The 20534-nt window shown below is 63.1% G+C and carries 25 protein-coding genes; 8 read left to right on the top strand and 17 right to left on the bottom strand.

From position 1 onward, the window contains the following. The first annotated feature begins 103 nt into the window (after positions 1-103). Positions 104-988 carry an AraC family transcriptional regulator gene (locus ORS3428_RS06250; protein WP_071095559.1) on the top strand — a complete coding sequence of 295 codons (885 nt, stop codon included), beginning with the start codon at positions 104-106 and terminating at the stop codon, positions 986-988. Here the strand turns inward: ORS3428_RS06250 and ORS3428_RS06245 are convergent. From ORS3428_RS06245 to ORS3428_RS06210, 8 genes are all read right to left on the bottom strand, one after another. Next, a complete protein-coding gene (locus tag ORS3428_RS06245) occupies positions 985-1920 on the bottom strand; it encodes a ribose-phosphate pyrophosphokinase (protein ID WP_071095557.1) in 936 nt (311 codons plus the stop codon). The two genes, ORS3428_RS06250 and ORS3428_RS06245, sit on opposite strands and share 4 nt — an antisense overlap. A 147-nt stretch (positions 1921-2067) precedes the next feature. Continuing rightward, complete coding sequence (locus ORS3428_RS06240) at positions 2068-2655, bottom strand: hypothetical protein (RefSeq protein ID WP_071095556.1); 588 nt, start codon at positions 2653-2655, stop codon at positions 2068-2070. A 54-nt stretch (positions 2656-2709) separates the two neighbouring features. Then, positions 2710-3861 carry a M24 family metallopeptidase gene (locus ORS3428_RS06235; protein ID WP_071095554.1) on the bottom strand — a complete coding sequence of 384 codons (1152 nt, stop codon included), beginning with the start codon at positions 3859-3861 and terminating at the stop codon, positions 2710-2712. Then, on the bottom strand, positions 3861-4649 hold the full coding sequence (gene pgeF / locus ORS3428_RS06230) for a peptidoglycan editing factor PgeF (RefSeq protein ID WP_071095552.1): 789 nt from the start codon (positions 4647-4649) through the stop codon (positions 3861-3863). The genes ORS3428_RS06235 and pgeF overlap by 1 nt, the downstream gene beginning before the upstream one ends. 103 nt (positions 4650-4752) lie before the next feature. Continuing rightward, positions 4753-5820, bottom strand: coding sequence for a class I SAM-dependent methyltransferase (locus ORS3428_RS06225; RefSeq protein WP_071095549.1), 1068 nt, complete (start codon positions 5818-5820; stop codon positions 4753-4755). Beyond that, entirely contained in the window at positions 5817-6671 is an 855-nt protein-coding gene (gene lgt / locus ORS3428_RS06220) for a prolipoprotein diacylglyceryl transferase (protein WP_108722987.1), read from the bottom strand. The genes ORS3428_RS06225 and lgt overlap by 4 nt, the downstream gene beginning before the upstream one ends. A gap of 103 nt (positions 6672-6774) precedes the next feature. Next, positions 6775-7077 carry a type II toxin-antitoxin system RelE/ParE family toxin gene (locus ORS3428_RS06215; RefSeq protein WP_071095547.1) on the bottom strand — a complete coding sequence of 101 codons (303 nt, stop codon included), beginning with the start codon at positions 7075-7077 and terminating at the stop codon, positions 6775-6777. Further along, positions 7074-7334, bottom strand: a complete 261-nt coding sequence (locus tag ORS3428_RS06210) for a type II toxin-antitoxin system ParD family antitoxin (RefSeq protein WP_071095671.1) — start codon at positions 7332-7334, stop codon at positions 7074-7076. Before ORS3428_RS06210 ends, ORS3428_RS06215 begins: the two co-directional genes overlap by 4 nt. Positions 7335-7469: 135 nt before the next feature. Between ORS3428_RS06210 and ORS3428_RS06205 the strand changes: the two genes are divergently transcribed. The 3 genes from ORS3428_RS06205 to ORS3428_RS06195 all read left to right on the top strand — a co-directional run bounded on the left by ORS3428_RS06205 (position 7470) and on the right by ORS3428_RS06195 (position 8972). Then, the gene (locus tag ORS3428_RS06205; protein WP_071095545.1) at positions 7470-7772 is read left to right on the top strand and encodes an accessory factor UbiK family protein; all 303 of its coding nucleotides are present in this window, start codon (positions 7470-7472) and stop codon (positions 7770-7772) included. A gap of 321 nt (positions 7773-8093) precedes the next feature. After that, positions 8094-8594 carry a YbjN domain-containing protein gene (locus ORS3428_RS06200; RefSeq protein WP_071095543.1) on the top strand — a complete coding sequence of 167 codons (501 nt, stop codon included), beginning with the start codon at positions 8094-8096 and terminating at the stop codon, positions 8592-8594. 18 nt (positions 8595-8612) lie between these two features. Beyond that, positions 8613-8972 carry a tRNA-binding protein gene (locus ORS3428_RS06195; RefSeq protein ID WP_071095541.1) on the top strand — a complete coding sequence of 120 codons (360 nt, stop codon included), beginning with the start codon at positions 8613-8615 and terminating at the stop codon, positions 8970-8972. Between the two features lie 203 nt (positions 8973-9175). Here ORS3428_RS06195 and ORS3428_RS06190 read toward each other — a convergent pair whose 3' ends face one another. From ORS3428_RS06190 to ORS3428_RS06175, 4 genes are all read right to left on the bottom strand, one after another. Beyond that, positions 9176-10252: a glycosyltransferase family 4 protein gene (locus ORS3428_RS06190; RefSeq protein ID WP_071095539.1), complete on the bottom strand. Its 1077-nt coding sequence runs from the start codon at positions 10250-10252 to the stop codon at positions 9176-9178. Positions 10253-10458: 206 nt separating this feature from the next. Next, positions 10459-11871, bottom strand: a complete 1413-nt coding sequence (locus tag ORS3428_RS06185) for an ATP-binding protein (protein WP_108722986.1) — start codon at positions 11869-11871, stop codon at positions 10459-10461. A gap of 51 nt (positions 11872-11922) precedes the next feature. Continuing rightward, on the bottom strand, positions 11923-12642 hold the full coding sequence (locus tag ORS3428_RS06180; RefSeq protein WP_071095537.1) for a response regulator: 720 nt from the start codon (positions 12640-12642) through the stop codon (positions 11923-11925). Continuing rightward, positions 12629-13162, bottom strand: a complete 534-nt coding sequence (locus tag ORS3428_RS06175; protein WP_071095535.1) for a MarR family winged helix-turn-helix transcriptional regulator — start codon at positions 13160-13162, stop codon at positions 12629-12631. Before ORS3428_RS06175 ends, ORS3428_RS06180 begins: the two co-directional genes overlap by 14 nt. A gap of 268 nt (positions 13163-13430) precedes the next feature. Between ORS3428_RS06175 and ORS3428_RS06170 the strand changes: the two genes are divergently transcribed. The 3 genes from ORS3428_RS06170 to ORS3428_RS06160 all read left to right on the top strand — a co-directional run bounded on the left by ORS3428_RS06170 (position 13431) and on the right by ORS3428_RS06160 (position 15567). Beyond that, a complete protein-coding gene (locus ORS3428_RS06170; protein WP_071095533.1) occupies positions 13431-14324 on the top strand; it encodes a branched-chain amino acid aminotransferase in 894 nt (297 codons plus the stop codon). A 148-nt stretch (positions 14325-14472) separates the two neighbouring features. Next, a complete protein-coding gene (locus tag ORS3428_RS06165; protein ID WP_071095531.1) occupies positions 14473-14790 on the top strand; it encodes a hypothetical protein in 318 nt (105 codons plus the stop codon). Between the two features lie 135 nt (positions 14791-14925). Beyond that, complete coding sequence (locus ORS3428_RS06160; protein ID WP_071095529.1) at positions 14926-15567, top strand: MBL fold metallo-hydrolase; 642 nt, start codon at positions 14926-14928, stop codon at positions 15565-15567. A gap of 196 nt (positions 15568-15763) precedes the next feature. Here ORS3428_RS06160 and ORS3428_RS06155 read toward each other — a convergent pair whose 3' ends face one another. The 3 genes from ORS3428_RS06155 to ORS3428_RS06145 all read right to left on the bottom strand — a co-directional run bounded on the left by ORS3428_RS06155 (position 15764) and on the right by ORS3428_RS06145 (position 17028). Further along, positions 15764-16168: a BA14K family protein gene (locus tag ORS3428_RS06155; protein ID WP_071095527.1), complete on the bottom strand. Its 405-nt coding sequence runs from the start codon at positions 16166-16168 to the stop codon at positions 15764-15766. 194 nt (positions 16169-16362) lie between these two features. After that, a complete protein-coding gene (locus ORS3428_RS06150; protein WP_071095666.1) occupies positions 16363-16575 on the bottom strand; it encodes a cold-shock protein in 213 nt (70 codons plus the stop codon). Between the two features lie 240 nt (positions 16576-16815). Then, on the bottom strand, positions 16816-17028 hold the full coding sequence (locus ORS3428_RS06145) for a cold-shock protein (RefSeq protein WP_071095525.1): 213 nt from the start codon (positions 17026-17028) through the stop codon (positions 16816-16818). 651 nt (positions 17029-17679) lie between these two features. On the opposite strand from ORS3428_RS06145, the gene ORS3428_RS06140 reads away from it, so the two are divergent. Then, a complete protein-coding gene (locus tag ORS3428_RS06140) occupies positions 17680-19314 on the top strand; it encodes a tetratricopeptide repeat-containing sulfotransferase family protein (protein ID WP_071095523.1) in 1635 nt (544 codons plus the stop codon). A 286-nt stretch (positions 19315-19600) separates the two neighbouring features. Here the strand turns inward: ORS3428_RS06140 and ORS3428_RS06135 are convergent, their stop codons facing one another. Beyond that, a complete protein-coding gene (locus ORS3428_RS06135; protein WP_071095521.1) occupies positions 19601-19954 on the bottom strand; it encodes a DUF1428 domain-containing protein in 354 nt (117 codons plus the stop codon). Positions 19955-20054: 100 nt separating this feature from the next. Next, on the bottom strand, positions 20055-20471 hold the full coding sequence (locus ORS3428_RS06130; protein ID WP_071095520.1) for a VOC family protein: 417 nt from the start codon (positions 20469-20471) through the stop codon (positions 20055-20057). Between the last annotated feature and the right edge of the window lie 63 nt (positions 20472-20534).

The following is a 20534-nucleotide window of genomic DNA, read 5'->3' as shown; positions in this document are numbered from 1 at the left end:
TCCGTGGTCTTTTGAGCGGCGAACCGCAGCAGCCTTATAGGATGCTTGTCAGGCGACTTCTTTCGTGGTTTGGTCCAATAGTTTCGCAAGTGGGCCACTTCCGATGCCRCATGGCCGGGAAATATTCAGGGGCGATGCAGCCGAGCTTGGCCGGCTGCACGAGAGCCGCTGGCAATGGCTGGAACAGGCGGTCGGCCCGGCGGTGGCGCTGCCGACCGAATATCCCGACGGCTATCACGTGCCGCGGCATCGTCACAACCGCAGCCAGTTGCTACATGCGCTGGTYGGCGTCGTGCTGGTGACGACCAAGCATGGTCGCTGGATGGTGCCGCCGGATCATGCGATGTGGATACCGGCCGGTATCGAGCACTCCGTCGAGATGCTTGGCGATGTCAGCATGCGCTCGGTCTATGTGGTGCCGGATGCCATTCCCGGACTGCCGGACGGATTGCGCGTCGTCGGAATCACCGAGCTGATGCACAGCCTGATCGTGGAATCGGAGAAGCTGCCGCAGGGTGGCGAACTCGAAGGGCGCGCCGGGCTGATCATGGGGCTCTTGCTGCATGAGATCCCGAACCTGCCGGAGCGGCCGCTCGGCCTGCCGTTTCCGTCAGATCCGAAACTGGCGGCGCTCTGCCGGCGCTTCGTGGCGGCGCCCTCGCCGCATGCGACGATCGACGAATGGGCGAATGCTGCGGGCATGAGYCGGCGCTCGTTTACCCGCGCCTTCCATCGCCAGACCGGGCTGTCGCTCTCGACCTGGCGCCAGCAGGCCTGCCTGTTCGCGGCGCTACCGAGGCTGGCCGACGGCGAGCCGATCACCAGGGTGGCGCTCGATCTCGGCTATGACAGCGTGCCGGCCTTCATCACCATGTTCAAGCGCATGCTCGGAACCTCGCCGCGCGGCTATATGCGCGGCGCGCGCGAGGCGGGCGAGGGGACAAAGCGGTCAGGCGGTCCAGCTCGTGCCGAGACCGCGCCTGTTTAGTCGAAGAGGCTGGAGACCGATTCCTCGGTCGCYGTGCGCGAGATCGCTTCGCCCAGCAGATCGGCGATGGAAATGACGCGGATGTTGGGCGCGTCGAGCACGGCCTGGCTCGGCTGGATGGAATCGGTGATCACCAGCTCCTGCAGCTTGGAGCCGACGATGCGGGTCACGGCGCCGCCCGAGAGAACGCCATGGGTGATGTAGGCGGTAACGCTGGTCGCGCCGTTGTTGAGCAGAGCTTCCGCCGCGTTGCAGAGCGTGCCGCCGGAATCGACGATATCGTCGATAAGCAGGCAATCCTTGCCGGCGACGGCACCGATGATGTTCATCACTTCGGATTCGCCCGGGCGCTCGCGGCGCTTGTCGACGATGGCGAGTTGCGCGTCGAAGCGCTTGGCCAGCGCGCGCGCCCGCACCACGCCGCCGATGTCGGGCGAGACGAYGACGACATTGCCGAGCTGCTTGTATTTCGCTTTCACGTCGCGGGCCATTACCGGCACCGAGAACAGATTGTCGGTCGGGATGTCGAAGAAGCCCTGGATCTGGCCGGCATGCAGGTCGAGCGTCAGCACGCGGTCGGCGCCGGCGCGGGTGATCATATTGGCGACGAGCTTGGCCGAGATCGGCGTGCRGCCGGAGGCGCGGCGGTCCTGCCTGGCGTAGCCRAAATAGGGGATGACCGCCGTGATGCGCCGGGCCGAGGAGCGCATGAAGGCGTCGATCATGATGAGAAGTTCCATCAGGTGATCGTTGGTCGGATAGGAGGTCGACTGCAGGATGAAGACATCCTCGCCGCGCACGTTTTCCTGGATCTCGACGAAGATCTCCTGATCGGCGAAGCGCCGGACACTGGCCTTCCMCAGCGGGATGTTGAGATAGCGAGCGACCGCTTCGGCCAGCACCCTGTTGGAATTGCCCGCGAAAAGCTTCATGCACCGTTCCTGGTGAAGTATGGAGAGACAGAACAGACTCTCATGAGCCTTTTATGCGGGCTTTTAGCGGCCCGCGCCGGTATTGYAAGCCTCGTAATCGGGAATCCTTCGCCAAGGCRCAACAAAGGTCTGGGCATCGCGGGCCGATTAGCCGGCGCCGCCACTGCCGAGCCAAGCGGTGAACTGGTCGATCGTCTGATCGGCGATCGCTTGCATGGTCGCGGGCGCCACAGTCGGCCAGCCCTCGCCGCTGCCGACGGAAGGCGCCTTCTGCTGGCCATTGATGCGATGCAGGCGGTTGCCCGACGTGTCGTAGATGTCCCAGACGTAAATGACGGTGGTGTCCTYGCCTTCGGACATGGTCGAGAAATAGCCCTTCAACACATGCGTCGCCGTCTGGTCCGCACTGCCGACAAGCGTTACGCCGCRCTGCTTGGCGCGCGCCTGCAGTTCGGCCGTCAGTGGCGCGGCGGCCTCCACCGAGGCGCCGACAATCGGCGCCACCTGCAGCCGGGTTTTGGCGATGGCGGCGGTCTGGGYCGGCGTGGCGGGCGTCGAAGCCGCCGGCGCGGTCGTGGTCGGAGATGCGCCGGCGGATGTGCTCTGGGTAGCGGACTGCGCCGAAGTTGCCGGCGGGGTGATCGCCGAAGGCTCCAGCACGTCCTTGGCATTGGTGCAGGCGGTGAGCGCCAGCGCCGCAAGCAATGACACGGTCGTCACCTGCGATCGTCTCATTTGCCCGAAAACTCCCTGGTCGCGAACGCCCCGCGTGAACCAACCATCATGGATTCACTGTACGATCAAGTCGAGATCATGGCGGGACAGCGGCTTCGGCGCCGATTCCGTTGTAAGGTATGTGCGGCCTAGCGTCATCGCGGTCTCGGTTTCGGAATCCATGATGATCATGTGGGCGAATAGTGTCATGTTGGGGGCGATCGGCTCCGGATTGCCCTGGTAGAACATCGGCATGTCCATCCAGGACGGCGTGAAGCGGGCGCCAACCGAGTAGCCGCAGGCATTCAGCCGGTGCTTGGTCAGGTTGTGCGCCTCGAGCGTGCGGGCATGCGCATCGAAGACGTCGCCGAAGGTGTTGCCGGGCGTCATCGCCTTCTCGACCGCAAGCAGGGCCGCACGCGCAGCGTCGAACAATTCCTGATGGCGCTTCGAGACCTTGCCGGTCAGCACGGTACGCATCATCGGGGCGTGGTAGTGATGGAAGACGCCCGCCCATTCAAGCGTCAGCTGGTCGTTCTTGGTAAGCTTGCGGCGTCCGGCCTTGTAGCGGCACAGCAGGGCATCGGTGCCCGAGCCGATGATGAACTCGTTGGCGGGATAGTCGCCGCCGCCGGCAAAGATCGCCCCTTGCATGGCGGCAAGGATCAGCGCCTCGTCGCCGCCCTGCTTGATCAGCGGCAGCGCGGCATCGAGCGCATCGTCGGAGAGGCTTGCAGCTCTCTCCGCCTTGGTGATCTCGGCCGGGCTCTTGAAAAGGCGCAGGCGGCCAACGATTCCGGAAGCATCGGCGATCTGCCCGAAGGTCTGYAACTGCTCATCCACGCGGCGGCCATTGAAGGCGGTCAGGCCATGCGTGTCGTATTCAACGCCGATGCGGGCGCCGAGCAAGTCGAGGTCGTTGAGCAGGTTGCGCAGGTCGATCGCCGGATTGGAGCCGTCGCGATCCGTCCACAGCACGATGTTTTCGATGATAGAGGTATGGCGCGCCTGTCTCAAATCGGCCGAGCGGGTGAGCAGCACCATCGAGCCGTCGGCCTTCACCACCAGGCACTGGAAGAAGCAGAAGCCGAAGGTGTCGTAGCCGGTCAGCCAATACATGCTCTCCTGCGCGAACAGCAGCACGGCGTCGAGCTTCTTCTCGGCCATCTCGATCAGCAGCCGATCGCGCCGCGCGTCGAATTCCGAACGGTCGAAATGCAGCGCCATTATTCTTTCTCCAGAACGATTGCCGAAACCTGGCGTCCGTAATCCCCTTCCTTGCGGTGGGTGGTGCGCCGGTAGGAATAGAAAAGATCTTCTTCCGCGTAGGTGCAGCGGCCGAGCCCCTCGGCGGTCACGCCGGCGCCCCGCAGCCGGTCGACCGTATATTGGTTGAGGTCGAACATCGAGTGGCCAGAATTCACCGACGGCCTGAAATAGCGTTGATTGTCGGCGTCGGCCTGGACGAAGCGAGCGACGAATTCCGGTCCGACCTCGTAATTGTCGGGACCGATGGAGGGGCCGAGCACCGCGACGATGCGCTCCCGGCGGGCGCCGAGACCTTCCATCGCGGCAATGGTGTTTTCGAGCACGCCGGTGAAGGCGCCTTTCCAGCCGGCATGTGCCGCGCCGATGACGCGGGCCTCGGCGTCGGCGAACAGCACCGGGCCRCAATCGGCCGTCGAGGCGCCGACGGCGATGCCCGGCCGGTCGGTGACGATGGCATCGGCCTTGGGGCGAGGGTTTGAAAAAGGCTCCCTGGCGATGACGACATCGGGGGAATGGACCTGATGCGCGGTCAGCAGATGATCCGCCGGGACGCCCATCCAGTCGGCGACGCGGCGTCGGTTCTCGGCCACCAGCCTCTGATCGTCATTGGAGCCGGTGCCGATGTTGAGACCCTGGTAGATGCCACCGGAGACGCCGCCGATGCGGGTGAAATAGCCGTGGCGTATGCCTTGTGCCTTCTCCAGGAGAGGTGAGCGTACTGGATCGGGTTTGGTCTGACTTAGCATGGATGGGTTTGTTGTCCGCGTGGGCGATTTCGTCAAGGTGATGTTCGGGCGAGTGGGCGACGTTCGGCTTGCCTGGCCAGCTTGCACGGGTTGCCGGCCGATGTCAGCCCGATTTCGCCGCCGGCGTGATCTTCATCACCTTGAAGAGCTTGCCCATTTGATCGGGGCCGGCGAGGCGCTCGACCGCGTCGGAGATAGCCTGCCGCGCGTCGTCATCGGCCTTGGCGCCGAGTGCGCCGGCGCGCTCTATCAGGCCCATGCCGACCAGGAACTCGCCTTGCGTGGTCAGTTCCGCTTCGAGGCCGTGCGTCCGCGCGCTAGCGGCCAGGGCCGCGAAGTCGACATGGGCGGTGAGATCGGCCTCGCCGGGATTGGCCAGCACATCTTCGTGAACGTGCCTGCGCAAGGCCTGCAATGTGTCGCCGATGCCAGGCTGAAGATGGCCATAGTCGATGAAGAGCCCGGCGCCGCCGTGGCCGGCGATGCGCTCGGCGATCGCCGACATCAGCGCCGCGCGGGCCGGCGCGACCTCGGCAATCGCGCCTTGCGGCRCATCTGCCGCGCCGGCCGGTAGCAGCGCCGGGTCGACGGAACCCGCGCCGGCGAAGAAATGGAGATTGTCAGCGTCGTCGAGGCCGACCATGCGCTCGCGCCAGCCGGTGCCGACATGGACGAACTGGCGGATCGGCACCGCGTCGAACAACTCGTTGCCGACGATGAAGAGCGGCTGTTTCGGCAGCGTGTCGATGCTCTGGTGCCAGGTCAGGCTTGCGCTCTGGCCGGCAAATGTCTCTTTCTGGACTTCCGTCAGGCGCGGGCTGGTCTCGATCATGGCAAAGGAAGCGCCGGCGGCGAGTGYCGGATCGAGCCGCGACCAACTGCGCAGCATGTCCTTCATCAATGTGCCGCGCCCGGGACCGATTTCGRCGAAGGTCACGGGGAGGGGCCGGCCGGCGCCCTGCCAGGCCTGGTAAAGCCAGACGGCGACAAGCTCGCCGAACATCTGGCTGATCTCCGGCGCGGTCACGAAATCGCCGGCGGCGCCGAAGGGCTCGCGTGTCGTGTAGTAACCGTCTTCAGGGTCGAACAGGCAGAGCGCCATATATTCGCTGACCGGGATCGGCCCGACGGCGCCGATCAGGCCGATAATGCGCTCCTTCAGCCGGGTCATGTCGCTGGCTTATGCGTCACCGGCTTTGCGGTGGCCATGGCCCAGATGCCGGCGAGCACCATCGGCGAGGACAAGATCATGCCCATGGTCAGCCAACTGGTGCCGAGYAGGTAGCCGAGCTGCTGGTCCGGCTCGYGGAAGAATTCGACGAAGATGCRTGACAGGCCATAGCCGCAGATGAAGGCACCGCCGACGAAGYGGGGCGTCTTTAGCTTCAGCCGCGAATGGGTGAGGAAGCGCAGCACCAGGAATAGCACGAGGCCTTCGAGCAGCGCCTCGTAGATCTGGCTGGGATGYCGGTTAAATGGGCCGCCATTGGGGAATTCGATCGCCCAGGGCACGTTCGTAGGCCTTCCCCAAAGCTCCGAATTGATGAAATTGGCGATGCGCACCAGCCCGAGACCGACCGGCACGCCTGCCGCGACGACGTCGAACAGCGTCCAGGTGTGGATGCCGCGCTTGAGCGAAAACAGGGTCATGGCGAGGATAACGCCGAGCAGTCCGCCGTGGAACGACATGCCGCCTTGCCAGACGGCGAAGATGTCGAGCGGATGCGCGATGTAGCGCGGCAAGTCGTAGAAGAGCACGTAGCCGGTTCGCCCGCCGAGCACCACGCCGATCGCTGCCCAGACGATGAAATCGTCGAGGTCCTCGGGCTTCATCGGCAGATGGCCGTCCGGCCACAGGCGGGGGGTGGTGACAAGCCGCCTGCCGTACCACCAGGCAAAGAGAATGCCGATGATATAGCCGACGCCATACCAATGCACCGCCAGCGGTCCGATATGGAAGATCACCGGATCGATGTTGGGGAAGGGCAGGGAGGCCAGCGGCAGCAGGAAATATTCGCTCAACGGGATCTCCCGGTTGCGGTCGTCTATCGGGCGCGGACCATGCGGCAGGGTTTTGGCGGGGTCAAGGCAAAGCGGCGGGCCACGGGCAAGTGACCTCGCCCTGTCAGGTCCCGGGAAATAGAAGCTGCTCGTAGTCCATCGCTCCGTGCAGGACGTGCAGGATTTCAACTGTATCGGCGCTGGCGCGGAAGAAAATCAGATAGCTGCCGTGGACCCGGCGCCGAATCCCGGAAGATCGATGGYGAGGAATCAAAGGACAACGCTCCGGCATCGTGCGCAGTTCGATGCAAGCGTTGCGTAGTTCCTGAATGAAGGTCACGGCCCGAAGCGGGTTGTCGCTGGCAATGTGGTCTGCGATAGCCTCAAGGTCCGCCTCGGCCTGCGCGGCAAAGACAAGCCGGCTCACCCGTTCCTCTTAGCCATTGCCTTGTATTTGGCTTCCAGACGATCAAGCACATCCTCGGCTGGCTTTATTCGTCCCTCGTCGGCATCGGCCATACCTTTCGCGAGTGCAGCGTCAAGGGCGGCAAGGCGCTTCTCTCGTTCTTCGACAAGGCGAACGCCTTCGCGCAGCACTTCGCTTTTTGAATTGTAGCGGCCGGAATTGACGAGCCGGTTCACGACATCTTCCAGCCGATGGCCCAAATCTGCGCTTATAGCCATGATGTGCTCCTTGAGTTCCACCTCATAATAATAGTTATTGGATTGATGGACCAGTAGGGCGCTATGTCCGCATTGGATGCGCTTGCAATCCGCAGCTCTCGCCACTACGTCAAAATGAGCAAGCGAGGATTTGCCATGTCCACCGGAACGAACCGCATTCTCGACGAATTCGCCAAGCTGATGACGGACGCCGCGGGCGCCGCCCAGGGCGTGCGGCGCGAGATGGAGACAGCTTTCCGCAGCCAGGCCGAGCGCCTGCTCAACTCCATGGATGTGGTGCAGCGCGAGGAGTTCGAGGCCGCGCGCGAGATGGCCGTCAAGGCGCGGGAAGACAACATCCAGCTTGCGGTGCGCGTCGAAGCGCTCGAGGCGAAGCTCGCCGAATTGACCGGACAGACCGCGCCGGCGGGTGCGGCGAAGCCCAGATCAAAAAAATAATCGTAAACTTTTCCACAAAGCGCGATCCGAAAAATCGCTTTGCCGTGAATCGCTTACCGGCATTGCATGAATCTTTTTGACAGCGCCTTTCCACATGCGAATGACGCAGTGCGAAAAATTGGGCTGTTCAGGCGACTCCCGATCAATAGACTGAATTTGTTGCATGATTCGAAGCAGGGTCATGCGCCGGGCGGTGGGGTCCGGTTGGGGTCTTTGCGTTTGGAAAGCCCCGGCCGTCCGAGTTCTAGACAAGATTGTTCGTTGTGCGTGCCATCTCTCGCGGAGCGTGTGGCGGCGCTCTCAGAACGACAGGAAGCATTCATGGAACTCCTCGAACTCGAATTATCCCGCGAAATCCACCCGGTGGATGTTATCGAGCAGGTGGCCCACAACAACGATTGGTCCTTCGAGCGCGCCGGCGACGACGAAATCTCGATTTCGGTGACCGGCAACTGGACCGACTATCATGTCTCATTCTCCTGGATGGAGGATTTCGAGGCGCTGCATCTGGCTTGTGCGTTCGACATCAAGGTGCCGGAAACGCGGGCGCTCGAAGTGATGCGGCTGCTGTCGCTGATCAACGAACAGATGTTGTTCGGCCATTTCGACCTGTGGGAGCAGGAGGGCGCGATCATGTTCCGCCAGTCGCTGTTGCTTGCCGGCGGGGTCGAGCCGTCGAGCCAGCAGGTCGAGGTRCTCCTGTCTTCGGCGCTCGAAGCCTGCGAATGCTATTTCCAGGCCTTCCAGTTCGTCGTCTGGTCGGGTACGTCAGCAAAGGACGCGCTGTCCAGCGTGCTCTTTGAGACCCATGGAACCGCCTGAACGAAGCCGACATCATCGATGAGTTCCAGTAGCGAGCGCAAGCCCGAGATCAGCTTCGCCGATTTCGACCGTGTCGACATCCGTGCCGGTACGATCGTCGAGGCCGAGCCGTTCCCGGAGGCGCGCAAGCCGGCGATCAAGCTGAAGATCGATTTCGGCCCGGTGATCGGGGTGAAGAAATCGTCGGCGCAGATCACCAAATACTATGCGCCGGAAACGCTGATTGGGCGGCAGGTCTTCGCGGTGGTGAACTTCCCGCCGCGCCAGATCGGTCCCTTCATGTCGGAAGTACTGACGCTCGGCTTTCCGGATGAGGAAGGCGCCGTGGTGCTCGGCGCCATCGAGCGCAAGGTGCCGGACGGCGGGCGTCTCTTTTAGCTTTTCGTCATCCACGGGCGGAGCGGGAGTGAAGCGGACGCGCAGACCCGAGGATCCATGCCGTTACGTCGGCCGAAGATTGCTGACGGCCCAGAACGGCGCCTAGCTCCTTGCCTGTTCCATTGAGCATGGTCGCTCCGCCGCCGCCTCGATGGTGCATATTCTCGGCCGCAGCGAATGAATACAGGTCACGGCATGGATCCTCAGGTCTGCGCGCCGGCTTCGCCGCCGCTTCGCCCGTGGATGACGAATGCAGGTGCCAAGCCTGCAGCTTGCGTCCTGCCCAGCGCTTCCTCGACCACGTCGAGGAACATTTCTGCGCAGGCCTTCCAACTGTAGCGCATGGCGCGCTGGCGCGCCTCCGCGCGGTCGATGTGAAGCGCCTTGAGCGCGGCCTCGCCCAGATTCTCGGAAACCGCCCCGCCGACGCCGTCGCCGACGATGTCGATCGGCCCCGTAACCGGATAGGCTGCCACCGGCGTGCCGCTGGCCAATGCCTCGATGATGACGTTGCCGAAGGTATCGGTGCGGCTCGGGAAGACGAAGACGTCGGCCGATGCGTAGATTTCCGCCAGTTCGTCGTTCGGGCGATGGCCGAGGAAATGCGCGCTGGGGTAGCGGGCCCGGAGCTTTGCCAACTCCGGCCCCTCGCCGACGACCACCTTGCTGCCGGGAAGGTCGAGATCGAGGAAGGCGGTCAGGTTCTTTTCGATCGCGACGCGGCCGACGCATAGGAAGACAGGGCGCGGGAAGCTCGTGTCCTTGCGCTTTTCCGGCCGGAAATGATCGATGTCGACGCCGCGCGTCCAGGGCCGCAGCTTGTTGAAGCCGCGCGCGGCGAGGTCGTCCGCCAGTGACTGGGTGGCGACAAGCGTGCCCTGGCCGGAATTGTGGAAGTCGCGCAGCCAGTTGTAGGCCCAGATCTCGGGTACCGGCAGGCGGGCGCTGAGATATTCCGGAAAGCGCGTGTGATAGCTGGTGGTGAAGGGACGGCCGGCCTTGCGGCAATAGCGGCGCGCCATGATGCCCAGTGGGCCTTCGGTGACGATGTGGATATGGTCGGCTTTGCGAGCATCGATCAGCCGGGCGACATGGCGGGGGGTGGTCAACGCCAGGCGGATGTCCGGATAGGTCGGCAACGGCAAGGTGCGGAAGATGTTCGGCGTCAGGAAATCGACGTGGACGTCGAAGGATTTCAAGGTCTCGGTAAGCCGCTCCAGCGTGTGGACCACACCGTTGACCTGCGGCCGCCATGCATCGGTGACCATCAGGATGCGCATGGCGATCCTTGGGCGAGGTTCGCGAGCGCGCCCGCGCAGTGGCGGAACGGCGTCCAGGCAGCAGCTCGCGCTTCGCTCCAGCGCACCCGGGCAGGCACTGGATCGAAGCGGGGCGGCAGGGCCGAATCGATAAAGGTCGCGCGCTTCATGCGCGCTCTTGACCATGGTTTCATGACGGGCGCATGAACCCCGTCCTCTCCCGATTTCTAGGCAGGAACCTGAATCACGGCGCGCAGGCCGCCGAGCGGGCTGTCTTCGAGGCTGATGTCGCCGCCGTGGCTGCGGGCGATGTCGCGGGCGATCGACAGGCCGAGGCCGGTACCGGTGGCATCGAGGTTGCGCGCCTCGTCGAGGCGCAGGAACGGCTTGAACACCTCCTCGCGCTTGTTGGGCGCGATGCCCGGACCGTCGTCATCGATGGTCACGGTCAGCGAGCCGCCGCCATGGTCGGCATGGACCTCGACCGTCTTGGCATAGCGGAAGGCGTTACCGATGACGTTGGACATCAGCCTGGCAAAGGCGTTCGGCCGCACATGGACGGTTGGATCGCCGGTCAGCGCGGTCGACAGCTTGCATTTGCGCAGTCGCGCTTCCTCGCCGAGCTTCTGGAAATAGGCATCGAGATCGAAGCGGCCTGTGTCTTCAGCGGCTTCGCCGCGGGCGAAGGAGAGATAGCCTTCCAGCATCGACTGCATGTCGTCGATGTCCTGGTTGAGCGCGGCCTTGGTCTCGGATTTGCCGCCGGCTAGCGCCAGCTGCAGCTTGAAGCGGGTGAGGATGGTCCTCAGGTCATGGCTGACGCCRGTCAGCATGGCGGTGCGCTGTTCGATCTGACGCTCGATGCGCTCGCGCATCTGGATGAAGGCAAAGCCGGCGCGGCGAACTTCCTCCGCGCCGCGCGGACGAAAATCGCGCGGCATCGGCCGGCCCTTGCCAAAGCTCTCGGCGGCCTCGGCCAGCGTCAGGATCGGCCGGATCTGGTTGCGCAGGAAGGGAATGGCGATCATCAAAAGCACCAGCGAGGTGCCGACCATCCAGATCAGGAAAATATGGGTGTTCGAGGCATAGGCCTGGCTGCGGCGCACGAAGACCCGCAAGACCTTGCCTTCGAGCTGGACGCGGACCTCGACGATATTGGAGTTGCCGACAGTGTCGATCCAGAAGGGACGGTTGATCTGTCTGGTGATCTCCGACGACAGCGCCGTGTCGAGGATGGAGAAGAACGGCTTCGGCCCGGGGGGCGGCAGGGGATCGGGCGGCAGAAGATCCACTTTCAACTGCATGCGGTCCTGGGCGATGCGGATGATGTTGGCGTAGTCGGCGTCGTGCGGATAGGTCTCCATCATGTCGATGATGGCAGCGATGTCGGCAATGGTCGCCTGCGAAAGGCGCTGGGTTACCGTCTGCCAGTGGCGCTCCATGAAGACGAAGGCGACGACCGACTGCAACAGGATCATCGGCGCGATGACGATGATGAGGGAGCGCGCATAAAGCCGCTTCGGCATGTAGAGGGCCACTGTGCGCCAGAACCGGTTCCAGGCGCGCGGCATCGCCTTCAGCGTCCGCATCGCGAGATCGCCGAGGCCGCCGTTTGGCTTTTCCAGTTGCGTGGTCGCCATTCGCCCTTCCGCTCGTCGACGRCCGTTCAGCAAAAGACCGTCGAGAGCATGTTATTCCACGCTGAGCCGATACCCAATACCGCGAACGGTCTGCAGCCATACCGGATTGGACGGATCGCGCTCGATCTTGCGGCGCAGCCGGTTGATCTGGACATCGATCGTACGCTCGCCGACATCCGACTCGTCGCCGACAAGTTCGTGCCGCGGTATGGTTTCGCCAGCGCGCGCCGCGAAGATTGCCAGGATCTCCTGCTCACGGTCGGTCAGCTTCAGCGCCTCGCCGCCACGCTTCAATTCGCGCTTGGCGATCTGGAACGTGTAGGGGCCGAAGACGAGCTGCTCGACCTTGGGCGTTGCCGCCGGCCCGCCGCGGCGCAAGATGTTGTTGATGCGCAGGATCAGCTCACGCGGGTCGAAGGGCTTCGGCAGATAGTCGTCGGCGCCGGCCTCCAGCCCGGTGATGCGGCTGTCGGTTTCCGACAGCGCCGTCAGCATCAGGATCGGCACGTTCTTCTCGGCCCGCAGCGCCTTGGTGAGGTCGACGCCGGTTTCGCCGGGCATCATGACGTCGAGCACGAGCAGGTCGAAGTCGAGCCCCGCAAGCTTGCGCCGGGCCTCGCCGGAATTGCCGGCGACAGTGACGCGAAAGCCGTTTTCGGACAGGTACTGCTTGAGCAGATTGCGGATGCGGGTGTCGTCATCGACCACCAGCAGATGCGGCGCATCATCGTCGGGYGCCGCCGGATGATCAACCTTCTCAGTGGTCTCCATTCTTCTTCCCCRATGTTTGCGCAGGCACAATGTCGATCTGCGCTCTTAGTTCCGGATTGACCATCGCCTCGAGGAATCTTTCAATCGAGGCGCGGTCGGTGGTTCCGGAGTCTTCCAATGCAGCACGGATGCGGCGCGACTGTGGCCGTGCCAGCGCCAACGCCAACGCGCGACCCTTGGCCGTTGGATAGAGTTCGCGCTGGCGGCGGTCGCGCGGGCCTTGCAACTGGACGATATGGTCGGTGTCGATCAGCTGTTTCAGCACCCGCGCCAGGCTCTGCTTGGTGATCTTCAGCACGTCGAGCAGCTCGGCGACCGTCAGGCCGGGCCTGCGGTTGACGAAATGCAGCACGCGATGATGGGCGCGGCCGAAGCCGTAATCGGCTAGGATCTGGTCGGGATCGGAGGTGAAGTCGCGATAAGCGAAGAAAAACAACTCGATGATGGCAAAGTCGATGCCGTCCTCATCGGTGATCGCCGTCCTGATCGGTTTCCCGGCTGCGGTGTTTCGATCCGTCATCGTTTCTCCATGCGAGGCGGGGAGATTATGTCAGCACTGTTGACGTAATTTCCCGGCAATGGTAATTTTTGACAAGCTTTTCGGCGGATTGCGAACGAAAAGGCAAGTGGGAGCGGTTTTTCCGGAACTTCCTGAGTTTGCCAGGGATTGAATATCCGCCTACGCTTTCAAGCACCGGCCGGCGTTTCGGACCCCCCTGTGGCGGGGGCCGAAATGAAAGGCCATATGACATAACGATTTGCGGRGCTAGCACCCGCGGGAGGTTCCCATGGCATCCGTTCCCTTCGATCAACTGGACGGCTTCATCTGGATGAACGGCGAGTTCGTCAAATGGGGCGACGCCAAGATCCACGTGCTGACCCACGGCCTTCACTATGCCAGTGCCGTCTTCGAGGGCGAGCGCGCCTATGGCGGCCAGATCTTCAAGCTGACCGAGCACAATGAGCGCCTGCACGAATCGGCGCGCCTCTTGGGCTTCAAGATTCCCTATTCGGTCGCGGAGATCGACGACGCCTGCCGCGAGCTCCTGAAGAAGCAGGGTTTCCAGGACGCCTATGTGCGCCCGATCGCCTGGCGCGGCAGCGAGCAGATGGGCGTCTCGGCGCAGAACAACCGCATCAACTGCGCCATCGCCATCTGGCAGTGGCCGAGCTATTTCGATCCGGCGCAGAAGCTGAAGGGCATCCGTCTCGACATCGCTGAATGGYGCCGGCCCGACCCGCGCACCGAGCCGTCCAAGTCGAAGGCCGCCGGCCTCTACATGATCTGCACCCTGTCCAAGCATGCCGCTGAGGCCAAGGGCTACGCAGACGCCATGATGCTCGACTGGCGCGGCCAGGTGGCGGAAGCCACCGGCRCCAATATCTTCTTCGTCAAGGACGGCAAGATCCATACGCCGACGCCCGACTGCTTCCTCGACGGCATCACCCGCCGCACGGTGATCGGCTTGGCCAAGGACCGTGGTTTCGAGGTGGTCGAGCGCGCCATCATGCCGGAAGAGCTCGAAGGCTTCGAGCAGTGCTTCCTTACCGRCACGGCGGCCGAAGTCACGCCGGTTTCGGAGATCGGTCCTTACCGATTCGAGGTCGGCGAGATCGCCAAGACTTTGATGAACGACTATTCTGCTGCAGTGCAACCAAAGCACGCCATTGCCGCAGAATAACGATAGTCACAGCTTTTTTGTCCAATAGGGGGCGGTTTTCGAGCCGCCCTTTTTATTTGAGCGCCCGCGCATTTGACTTTCGAACAATTCGGCGTCTCATGATTGGCGTCGGCCCGAGGAGGCTGGCGGCTATAGAGGGACAAGGTACATGGATACGAACACGCTCGTTGCTATCATTGTACAAGTGATTGCGGGTGTTATCGGTGGTCAGGCAGTCGGCGCGGCGCTGAAGCAGGCAGCAATGGGCCAGCTGACCAAAATCCTTGGAGGCGCAATCGGCGGCGTTGGCGGCGCTGCCATTCTGGGTAGCCTGCTCGGCGGCGGCACGCTCGATCCCGCGGCAGCGGCGGCAGCGGCCGGCGGCATGGGAAGTGCGTTCAACCTGCCTAACCTCGCGGGCGGCGTAGGCGGTGGCGCCATCCTGACCGGCATCATCGGCGCGGTCATGAACGCGATGAAAAAATAGGCTCAGCAAATATTTCGGGCGTCCCATGGGCGGCTACGGCCGCCCATTTCATTTTCGTGCTCCATTTGCTCCGGCTGACGGTGGACGCGGTCGGCCATGCTCTCTACATCAGGGCGACACTTCGAAAGGAAAACCATGGGTCAGCTCAATGCCGRCATCGTGCCAGTCACGCCCTTCCAGCAGAACTGMGCCATCCTGTTCGACATGAATGACAGGAACGGCGTCGTCGTCGATCCCGGCGGYGATGTCGACAAGATACTGGCGGCGCTCAAGGACAATGCGATCACGACGGAGGCAATCTGGATCACCCACGGCMATATCGACCATGCCGGCGGCGCGATGGATCTGAAGGATGCGCTGGGTGTCGATATCATTGGCCCGCACGAGGCCGATCGGCCGCTGCTTGCCAATGTCGAGAACCAGGCCAGGCGTTTCGGCCTTGCCGATCCGGTGCGAAATTGCGTGCCGGATCGTTTCCTCCGCGAAGGCGACTCGGTGTCGTTCGGAGAGCAYGTGTTCGAGGTGCTGCATTGTCCGGGGCACGCGCCGGGCCATGTCGTCTACTACAACCGCGCTGCCAAGTTCGCCCATGTCGGCGACGTGCTGTTTCGCGGCTCGATCGGCCGCACGGATCTGCCGGGCGGCGATCACGCCGCGCTTATCGCATCGATCAAGGACAAGCTGCTGCCGCTCGGCGACGATATCGGCTTCATCTGCGGCCACGGTCCCGGCGGCCGCTTCGGCGAAGAACGCCGGACGAACCCGTTCCTGGTCTGAAGCGCGCCGCGCTGGAAAGACTTCAAGCGAAGCGCACTAAAGTGTTTTGATGCCTGTCGTTCCCCCAAAACCGCTGCGCACGTTTGGGCGACATGCATCAAGAATCTCAACACAAGCTCGGCGCCAGCAGTCATACCAAAGCAAACGCGCCGCTGATCAGCGGCGCGTTTGCCTGGGCAGGGAAGCCTAAGTTCTTTTAGTTGGCGACGCAGAAATGCTGCTCGCCGTCACTGCCAATGAAAGTGCCGGTGCGGTAGTTGAAGGTGCGGTAGCGGTCCGAGCAGTACTCGTACCAGGCGCGGGTCCACGGCTCGGCATAGCGATCGGCATAGACGACCCGAGGCTGGACGTAATAGCGGCGCACGGGCGGGTCGACATAATAGCCGTCGTCATAGGTTGGCTCGTAATACGTCGGCCCGGGGTTGCTGAGCGCACTGCCGATCAGGGCGCCTGCAGCGAGGCCGACAACGCCGGCGGCGAGGGCGTCGCCGCGGTGATGATGGCGCCAGCGCCAGTCGTCGGCATTGGCCGCGGAGAAGGTGGCCAAAGTCGTCGCGGCAATGCCCGCGGTCAGGATGGCGGTCTTGAGAATTCGGTTCATTTTCGGTCTCCTTCGCGCCGGCCCGCGTGTTCTTCAGGGATGCGGATCGGCTTTAGCAAAGGTTAATAGAAGACCGTGGCTGAACGGAGGCTGAACGGAATCCGACTCTACGATTTCATTGCCAAAACGAAGCCCTGCACTGGGCGGGAGCGCTCCCCGCCTGCTCGATCTCCGCCCGATCTGACTGAGCCGGCTTAGCCGACTATCAGATTGACGGCCTTCGGCCCCTTGCCGCGCTTGTCCGGCTCGGTGTCGAATGTCACTTTCTGCCCATCCTCAAGACCGGGAAGGCCCGACGCCTGCACGGCCGAAATATGGACGAAGACATCCTTCGCGCCATCGTCGGGCGTGATGAAGCCGAAGCCCTTGGCATGGTTGAAGAATTTGACGGTGCCGGTCTGCGGCATGGGAAACTCCTTTGATCCCATCAAGTCAGTCTCGGGCCGGCAAACTGCCCGAGAGGAAATTTGTCCTTTATTTTAGCGTTATCGGCAAGAGAAAGTTTCGCCTGCCAATGCCGCCATTTGCCGGACAAAAAAGGGCGCAACCGTTCCGTCGCGCCCTCGAAAACTGAAGCTTCACTAGAAGCCTATTCATGAAATCCTGCCACGCCATTCGACAGCAGAGGACAGGTGCGCTCCGCCTGCTCAAGCCGCGCGGAGATTGRCCGCCTTCGGGCCTTTGCCCATACGGTCCGGCTCGACGTCGAAGGTGACCTTCTGGCCATCGACGAGCGTGCGCAGGCCGGAGGCCTCGATCGCGGAGATGTGGACAAACACATCCTTGGCGCCGCCGTCGGGCGTGATGAAGCCGAAGCCTTTGGTGGCGTTGAAGAACTTTACGGTGCCGGTCTGGGCCATGGGGAAACTCCTTCACCCCTATCAGTCTCGTGGGCTTGCCCGCTGCCTGGCGCCTCGGGCTCGTCCCGGTGTTTTCTTCGGCTGTCATGCATTCGCGCACGGTCAAAGCCCCCGCCGAAAAACGGGGCCGTCAGATATTCACACTATCGGGGAAGGGTCGTCCAAAACGTGCCGCTCTCCGGGTCGCAAATGCCCGAACAGCAAATTTATTACACGGAAACGTGATGGTTGCAAGACAGCGTCGCGGGCGGCCCTCGGCGCGTCCGACGCAGGGGCACTCGATAGACTTCGCATCGCCACCGGTCATCGGCCAGCGAAGTGTCAGGCATGGGCCAGTGACAAGGCGCTTTGTCGTTGCCGCCGAAACAATACACAAACCAGGGTTGCCTCTGATGCCGGCATGGCGAGGATGCGTGAGCTGACCAGTCTCGGTGGTCAGAAGGGGCCAAGCGAATTCTTGCGGCAATCGTTTCGCCAACGGCCGTGCTGAACGAGGCAAGCCTCGCGTTCCGCCCCACGCTTGCATCTCCCGCCCGCTTGGCTTAGGTCGGGCAAGCGGACAAACACGGCAGGTTTCCCATTAACAGAGATCAGAGAAGAGCGGCGGGCGCGAGTGGCAAGGCCGGTTCGGCGAGCCCGCTCGATCCCTATGTGCAGCGGGCACTGCAACTGCATCAGGCGGGGCGCCGCCAGGAAGCCGAGTCCATCTACCAGCAGGTGCTGGCGCAGCAGCCGAACCATGCCGCGGCACTRCACTTCCTCGGGCTTCTGCTACATCAGACCGGCCGCAGCGATGAGGGGCTCGACCTCATTGAGCAGTCGGTGACGCTGCAGCCGAGGAACGCCGATTTCCTCAACAATATGGGCACGGTCATGCGCGACCTCGGCCGCGTCGCCGCCGCCGTCGATTTCTTCCGCGGCGCGGTGGACATCCGGCCGGACCAATTGGCAGCGCGCGACAATCTCGGCTCGTCGCTGAAGCAGCTCGGCCAGTTCGAGGGCGCCGAGGAGATCTACCGCGGCACGATCGGCCGCAACCCGTTCCATGTCCGCGCCCGCATCGGCCTTGCCGAAACGCTGCAGGAAGCTGGGCGGCTGGACGAGGCGATTGCGCTTTTCCGCGAGTCGCTGTCGATCCGGCCCAAGGATGCGGAACTGCTCTATGGGCTCGGTGTCGCCATGATGGAGAAGGGCAAGCTCGCCGAGGCGGCCGATCTCGCGCGCCAGGCGGTGGCGATCGCTCCTGCCATGGCGAAGGCCTGGCTTTTGCTGTCGCAGGTCAAGCGCCAGACCGAGCGCGATGGCGAGTTTRCCGGCATGGAGGCCGAGCACGCCAAGGCGCCGCAGGACAGCCTCGCGCGCATGCAGCTTTCCTTCGGCCTCGGTAAGGCCAATGACGATCTGAAGGACTATGGCCGCGCCTTCGACTATTTTGCCGAGGGCAATGCCATCCGCCGCAAGGGCATCGACTACGATCCCGCCAGGACGCGTGACGAGTTCGCTGCGATGAAGGCGGTCTTCGACAAGGCCTTCTTCGAGAGGCACAGGCCGAGCGACATTTCCGACGATACGCCGATCTTCGTCGTCGGCATGCCGCGTTCCGGCACGACGCTGGTCGAGCAGATCATCGCCAGCCATCCTCAAGTCTACGGCGCCGGTGAGCTCAGCATCCTGAAGACGGCGGTCGGCAAGYAGTTTCCCATGAGCATGCCGGGCGGCTTTCCCTGGGGAATTGCCGACATGCCGGACAAGGCCWTTGCCGAGGCGGGGCAGGCCTATCTCGACATGCTGCACGCCCGCTATCCGGGCTTCCGCCATGTCACCGACAAGATGCCGGGCAACTTCCTTCTGGTCGGCTTTCTGCACATGATGCTGCCGAAGGCGAAAATCGTGCATTGCGCGCGCGACGCGGCAGCCACGTGCCTCTCGATCTTCAAGGTGCATTTCCGCGGCGACAGCCACCGCTATGGCTATGATCTCGGCGAGCTCGCCGATTTCCATAATCTCTATACGGACATCATGGCGCATTGGCGCAAGGTGCTGCCGGGCGTCGTGCACGATGTGCACTACGAAGATTTCGTCGCCGACCAGGAAGGGCAGACRAGGGCGCTGATGGCGCATCTCGGCCTGCCCTGGGACGACAAGGTGCTGTCGTTCCATGAATCCGATCGGCCGGTGCGCACGGCATCCGCCGCGCAGGTGCGCCAGCCGATGTATCAAGGCTCGGTCGATCTGTGGAAGCGTTATGGGGACCGGCTGAAGCCGCTGCTCGACAAGCTGAATTAGCGCACCGGTCACCAATTCGCCGAAGCGCCCGAACCTCGTCATCCACGGGCGGAGCGGTAGCGAAGCGGACGCGCAGACCCGAGGATCCATGCCGTAACCTCGCGCGAAGAGCAAACACGGCGCAGAACAGAGGTTGTTCTGCACCGCAGTGGCGCCTTCAGGTAACGGCATCGATCCTATGGTCTGCGCCGCGTCGCTTCGCTCCTTGCTCCGCCACAGGATGACGACCTAACGTGCGTTTCGGCCAATCGCAAAGGTAGCAATCTGCCAACCCTGCGCCAGCTCCTCAAAGCTGGATGAACGGCTGGAAGCCGCCGAAGATCATGCGCTTGCCGTCGAACGGCATGRCGGACCAGTCCATCTTGAGACGCTCATCGGCCATCACCTTGGCCATGACCGCGTCGCGGCTCTGCCTCGACTCGTAGACGACCCAGGAGAAGATAACGACCTCATCGTCCTTCGCCTGGACGGCGCGCGGGAACGAGGTCAGCTCGCCATAGGGCACGTCGTCGCCGACGCATTCGACATAGGCGAGCGCGCCATGCTCCATCCAGACGGCGCCGCCGTTCTCAGCCATTTTCTTATATGCATCGAGATTTGCCTTTGGCACGGCAAGCACGAAACCATCGACATAAGACATCGTGAACTCCTTTGCTGAAAAACGAGCGCCGGGTCGGCGGGGATACGACCCGGCGCGGGTGAGCGCGTCATCCGTCGGACGACGCTGCTCGCTAGCGAATTCACTTCACCGGCGCGTTCATCGCCCAGGCGACGCCGAACGGGTCCTTCACCTGGCCCCAGCGGTCGCCCCAGAACATCACCTGCAGCGGCGTGACGACCTCGCAGCCGGCATCCACCGCGCGCTGCCACCAGGCGTCGACGTCGTCGCTGCCGAGATGGAGCTGCAGCGTGTAGCCCTGCGCCGGTTGATGCGGATGGCCGTGCTCGGGATAGGCGTCGCCCAGCATCAGCGTCGAGCCATTGACATAGAGATGGATATGCATGGTGCGGCCTTTGTCGTCCGGCGGGTAGGCAAAGACCTCCTCGGCCCCGAAAGCCTTCTTGTAGAATTCGGCGGCCTTGATGGCGCCGTCGACCTGCAGGTAGGGGGTCAGTCCGCCAAGCACTTTGGCCCGGGGTGGGGTCTGGTCGGTCATTTGCGTGTTCCTCTTCACGGGGTTGATTTGCCCTTGCGATCAAAAAGACGGACGAGGCGACGG

The organism is Mesorhizobium sp. ORS 3428 (genome assembly GCF_001854785.1).
GTDB lineage: Bacteria > Pseudomonadota > Alphaproteobacteria > Rhizobiales > Rhizobiaceae > Mesorhizobium.
The sequence above is the reverse complement of the archived record's forward strand: the minus strand, read 5'-3'. Positions and strand labels throughout refer to the sequence as shown.

Coding starts and splice junctions, on each gene's coding strand:
- ORS3428_RS06210 (WP_071095671.1), bottom strand. CDS start 7,334: ATGGCTATAAGCGCAGATTTGGGCCATCGGCTGGAAGATGTCGTGAAC.
- ORS3428_RS06205 (WP_071095545.1), top strand. CDS start 7,470: ATGTCCACCGGAACGAACCGCATTCTCGACGAATTCGCCAAGCTGATG.
- ORS3428_RS06195 (WP_071095541.1), top strand. CDS start 8,613: ATGAGTTCCAGTAGCGAGCGCAAGCCCGAGATCAGCTTCGCCGATTTC.
- ORS3428_RS06190 (WP_071095539.1), bottom strand. CDS start 10,252: ATGCGCATCCTGATGGTCACCGATGCATGGCGGCCGCAGGTCAACGGT.
- ORS3428_RS06165 (WP_071095531.1), top strand. CDS start 14,473: ATGGATACGAACACGCTCGTTGCTATCATTGTACAAGTGATTGCGGGT.
- ORS3428_RS06155 (WP_071095527.1), bottom strand. CDS start 16,168: ATGAACCGAATTCTCAAGACCGCCATCCTGACCGCGGGCATTGCCGCG.
- ORS3428_RS06150 (WP_071095666.1), bottom strand. CDS start 16,575: ATGCCGCAGACCGGCACCGTCAAATTCTTCAACCATGCCAAGGGCTTC.
- ORS3428_RS06130 (WP_071095520.1), bottom strand. CDS start 20,471: ATGACCGACCAGACCCCACCCCGGGCCAAAGTGCTTGGCGGACTGACC.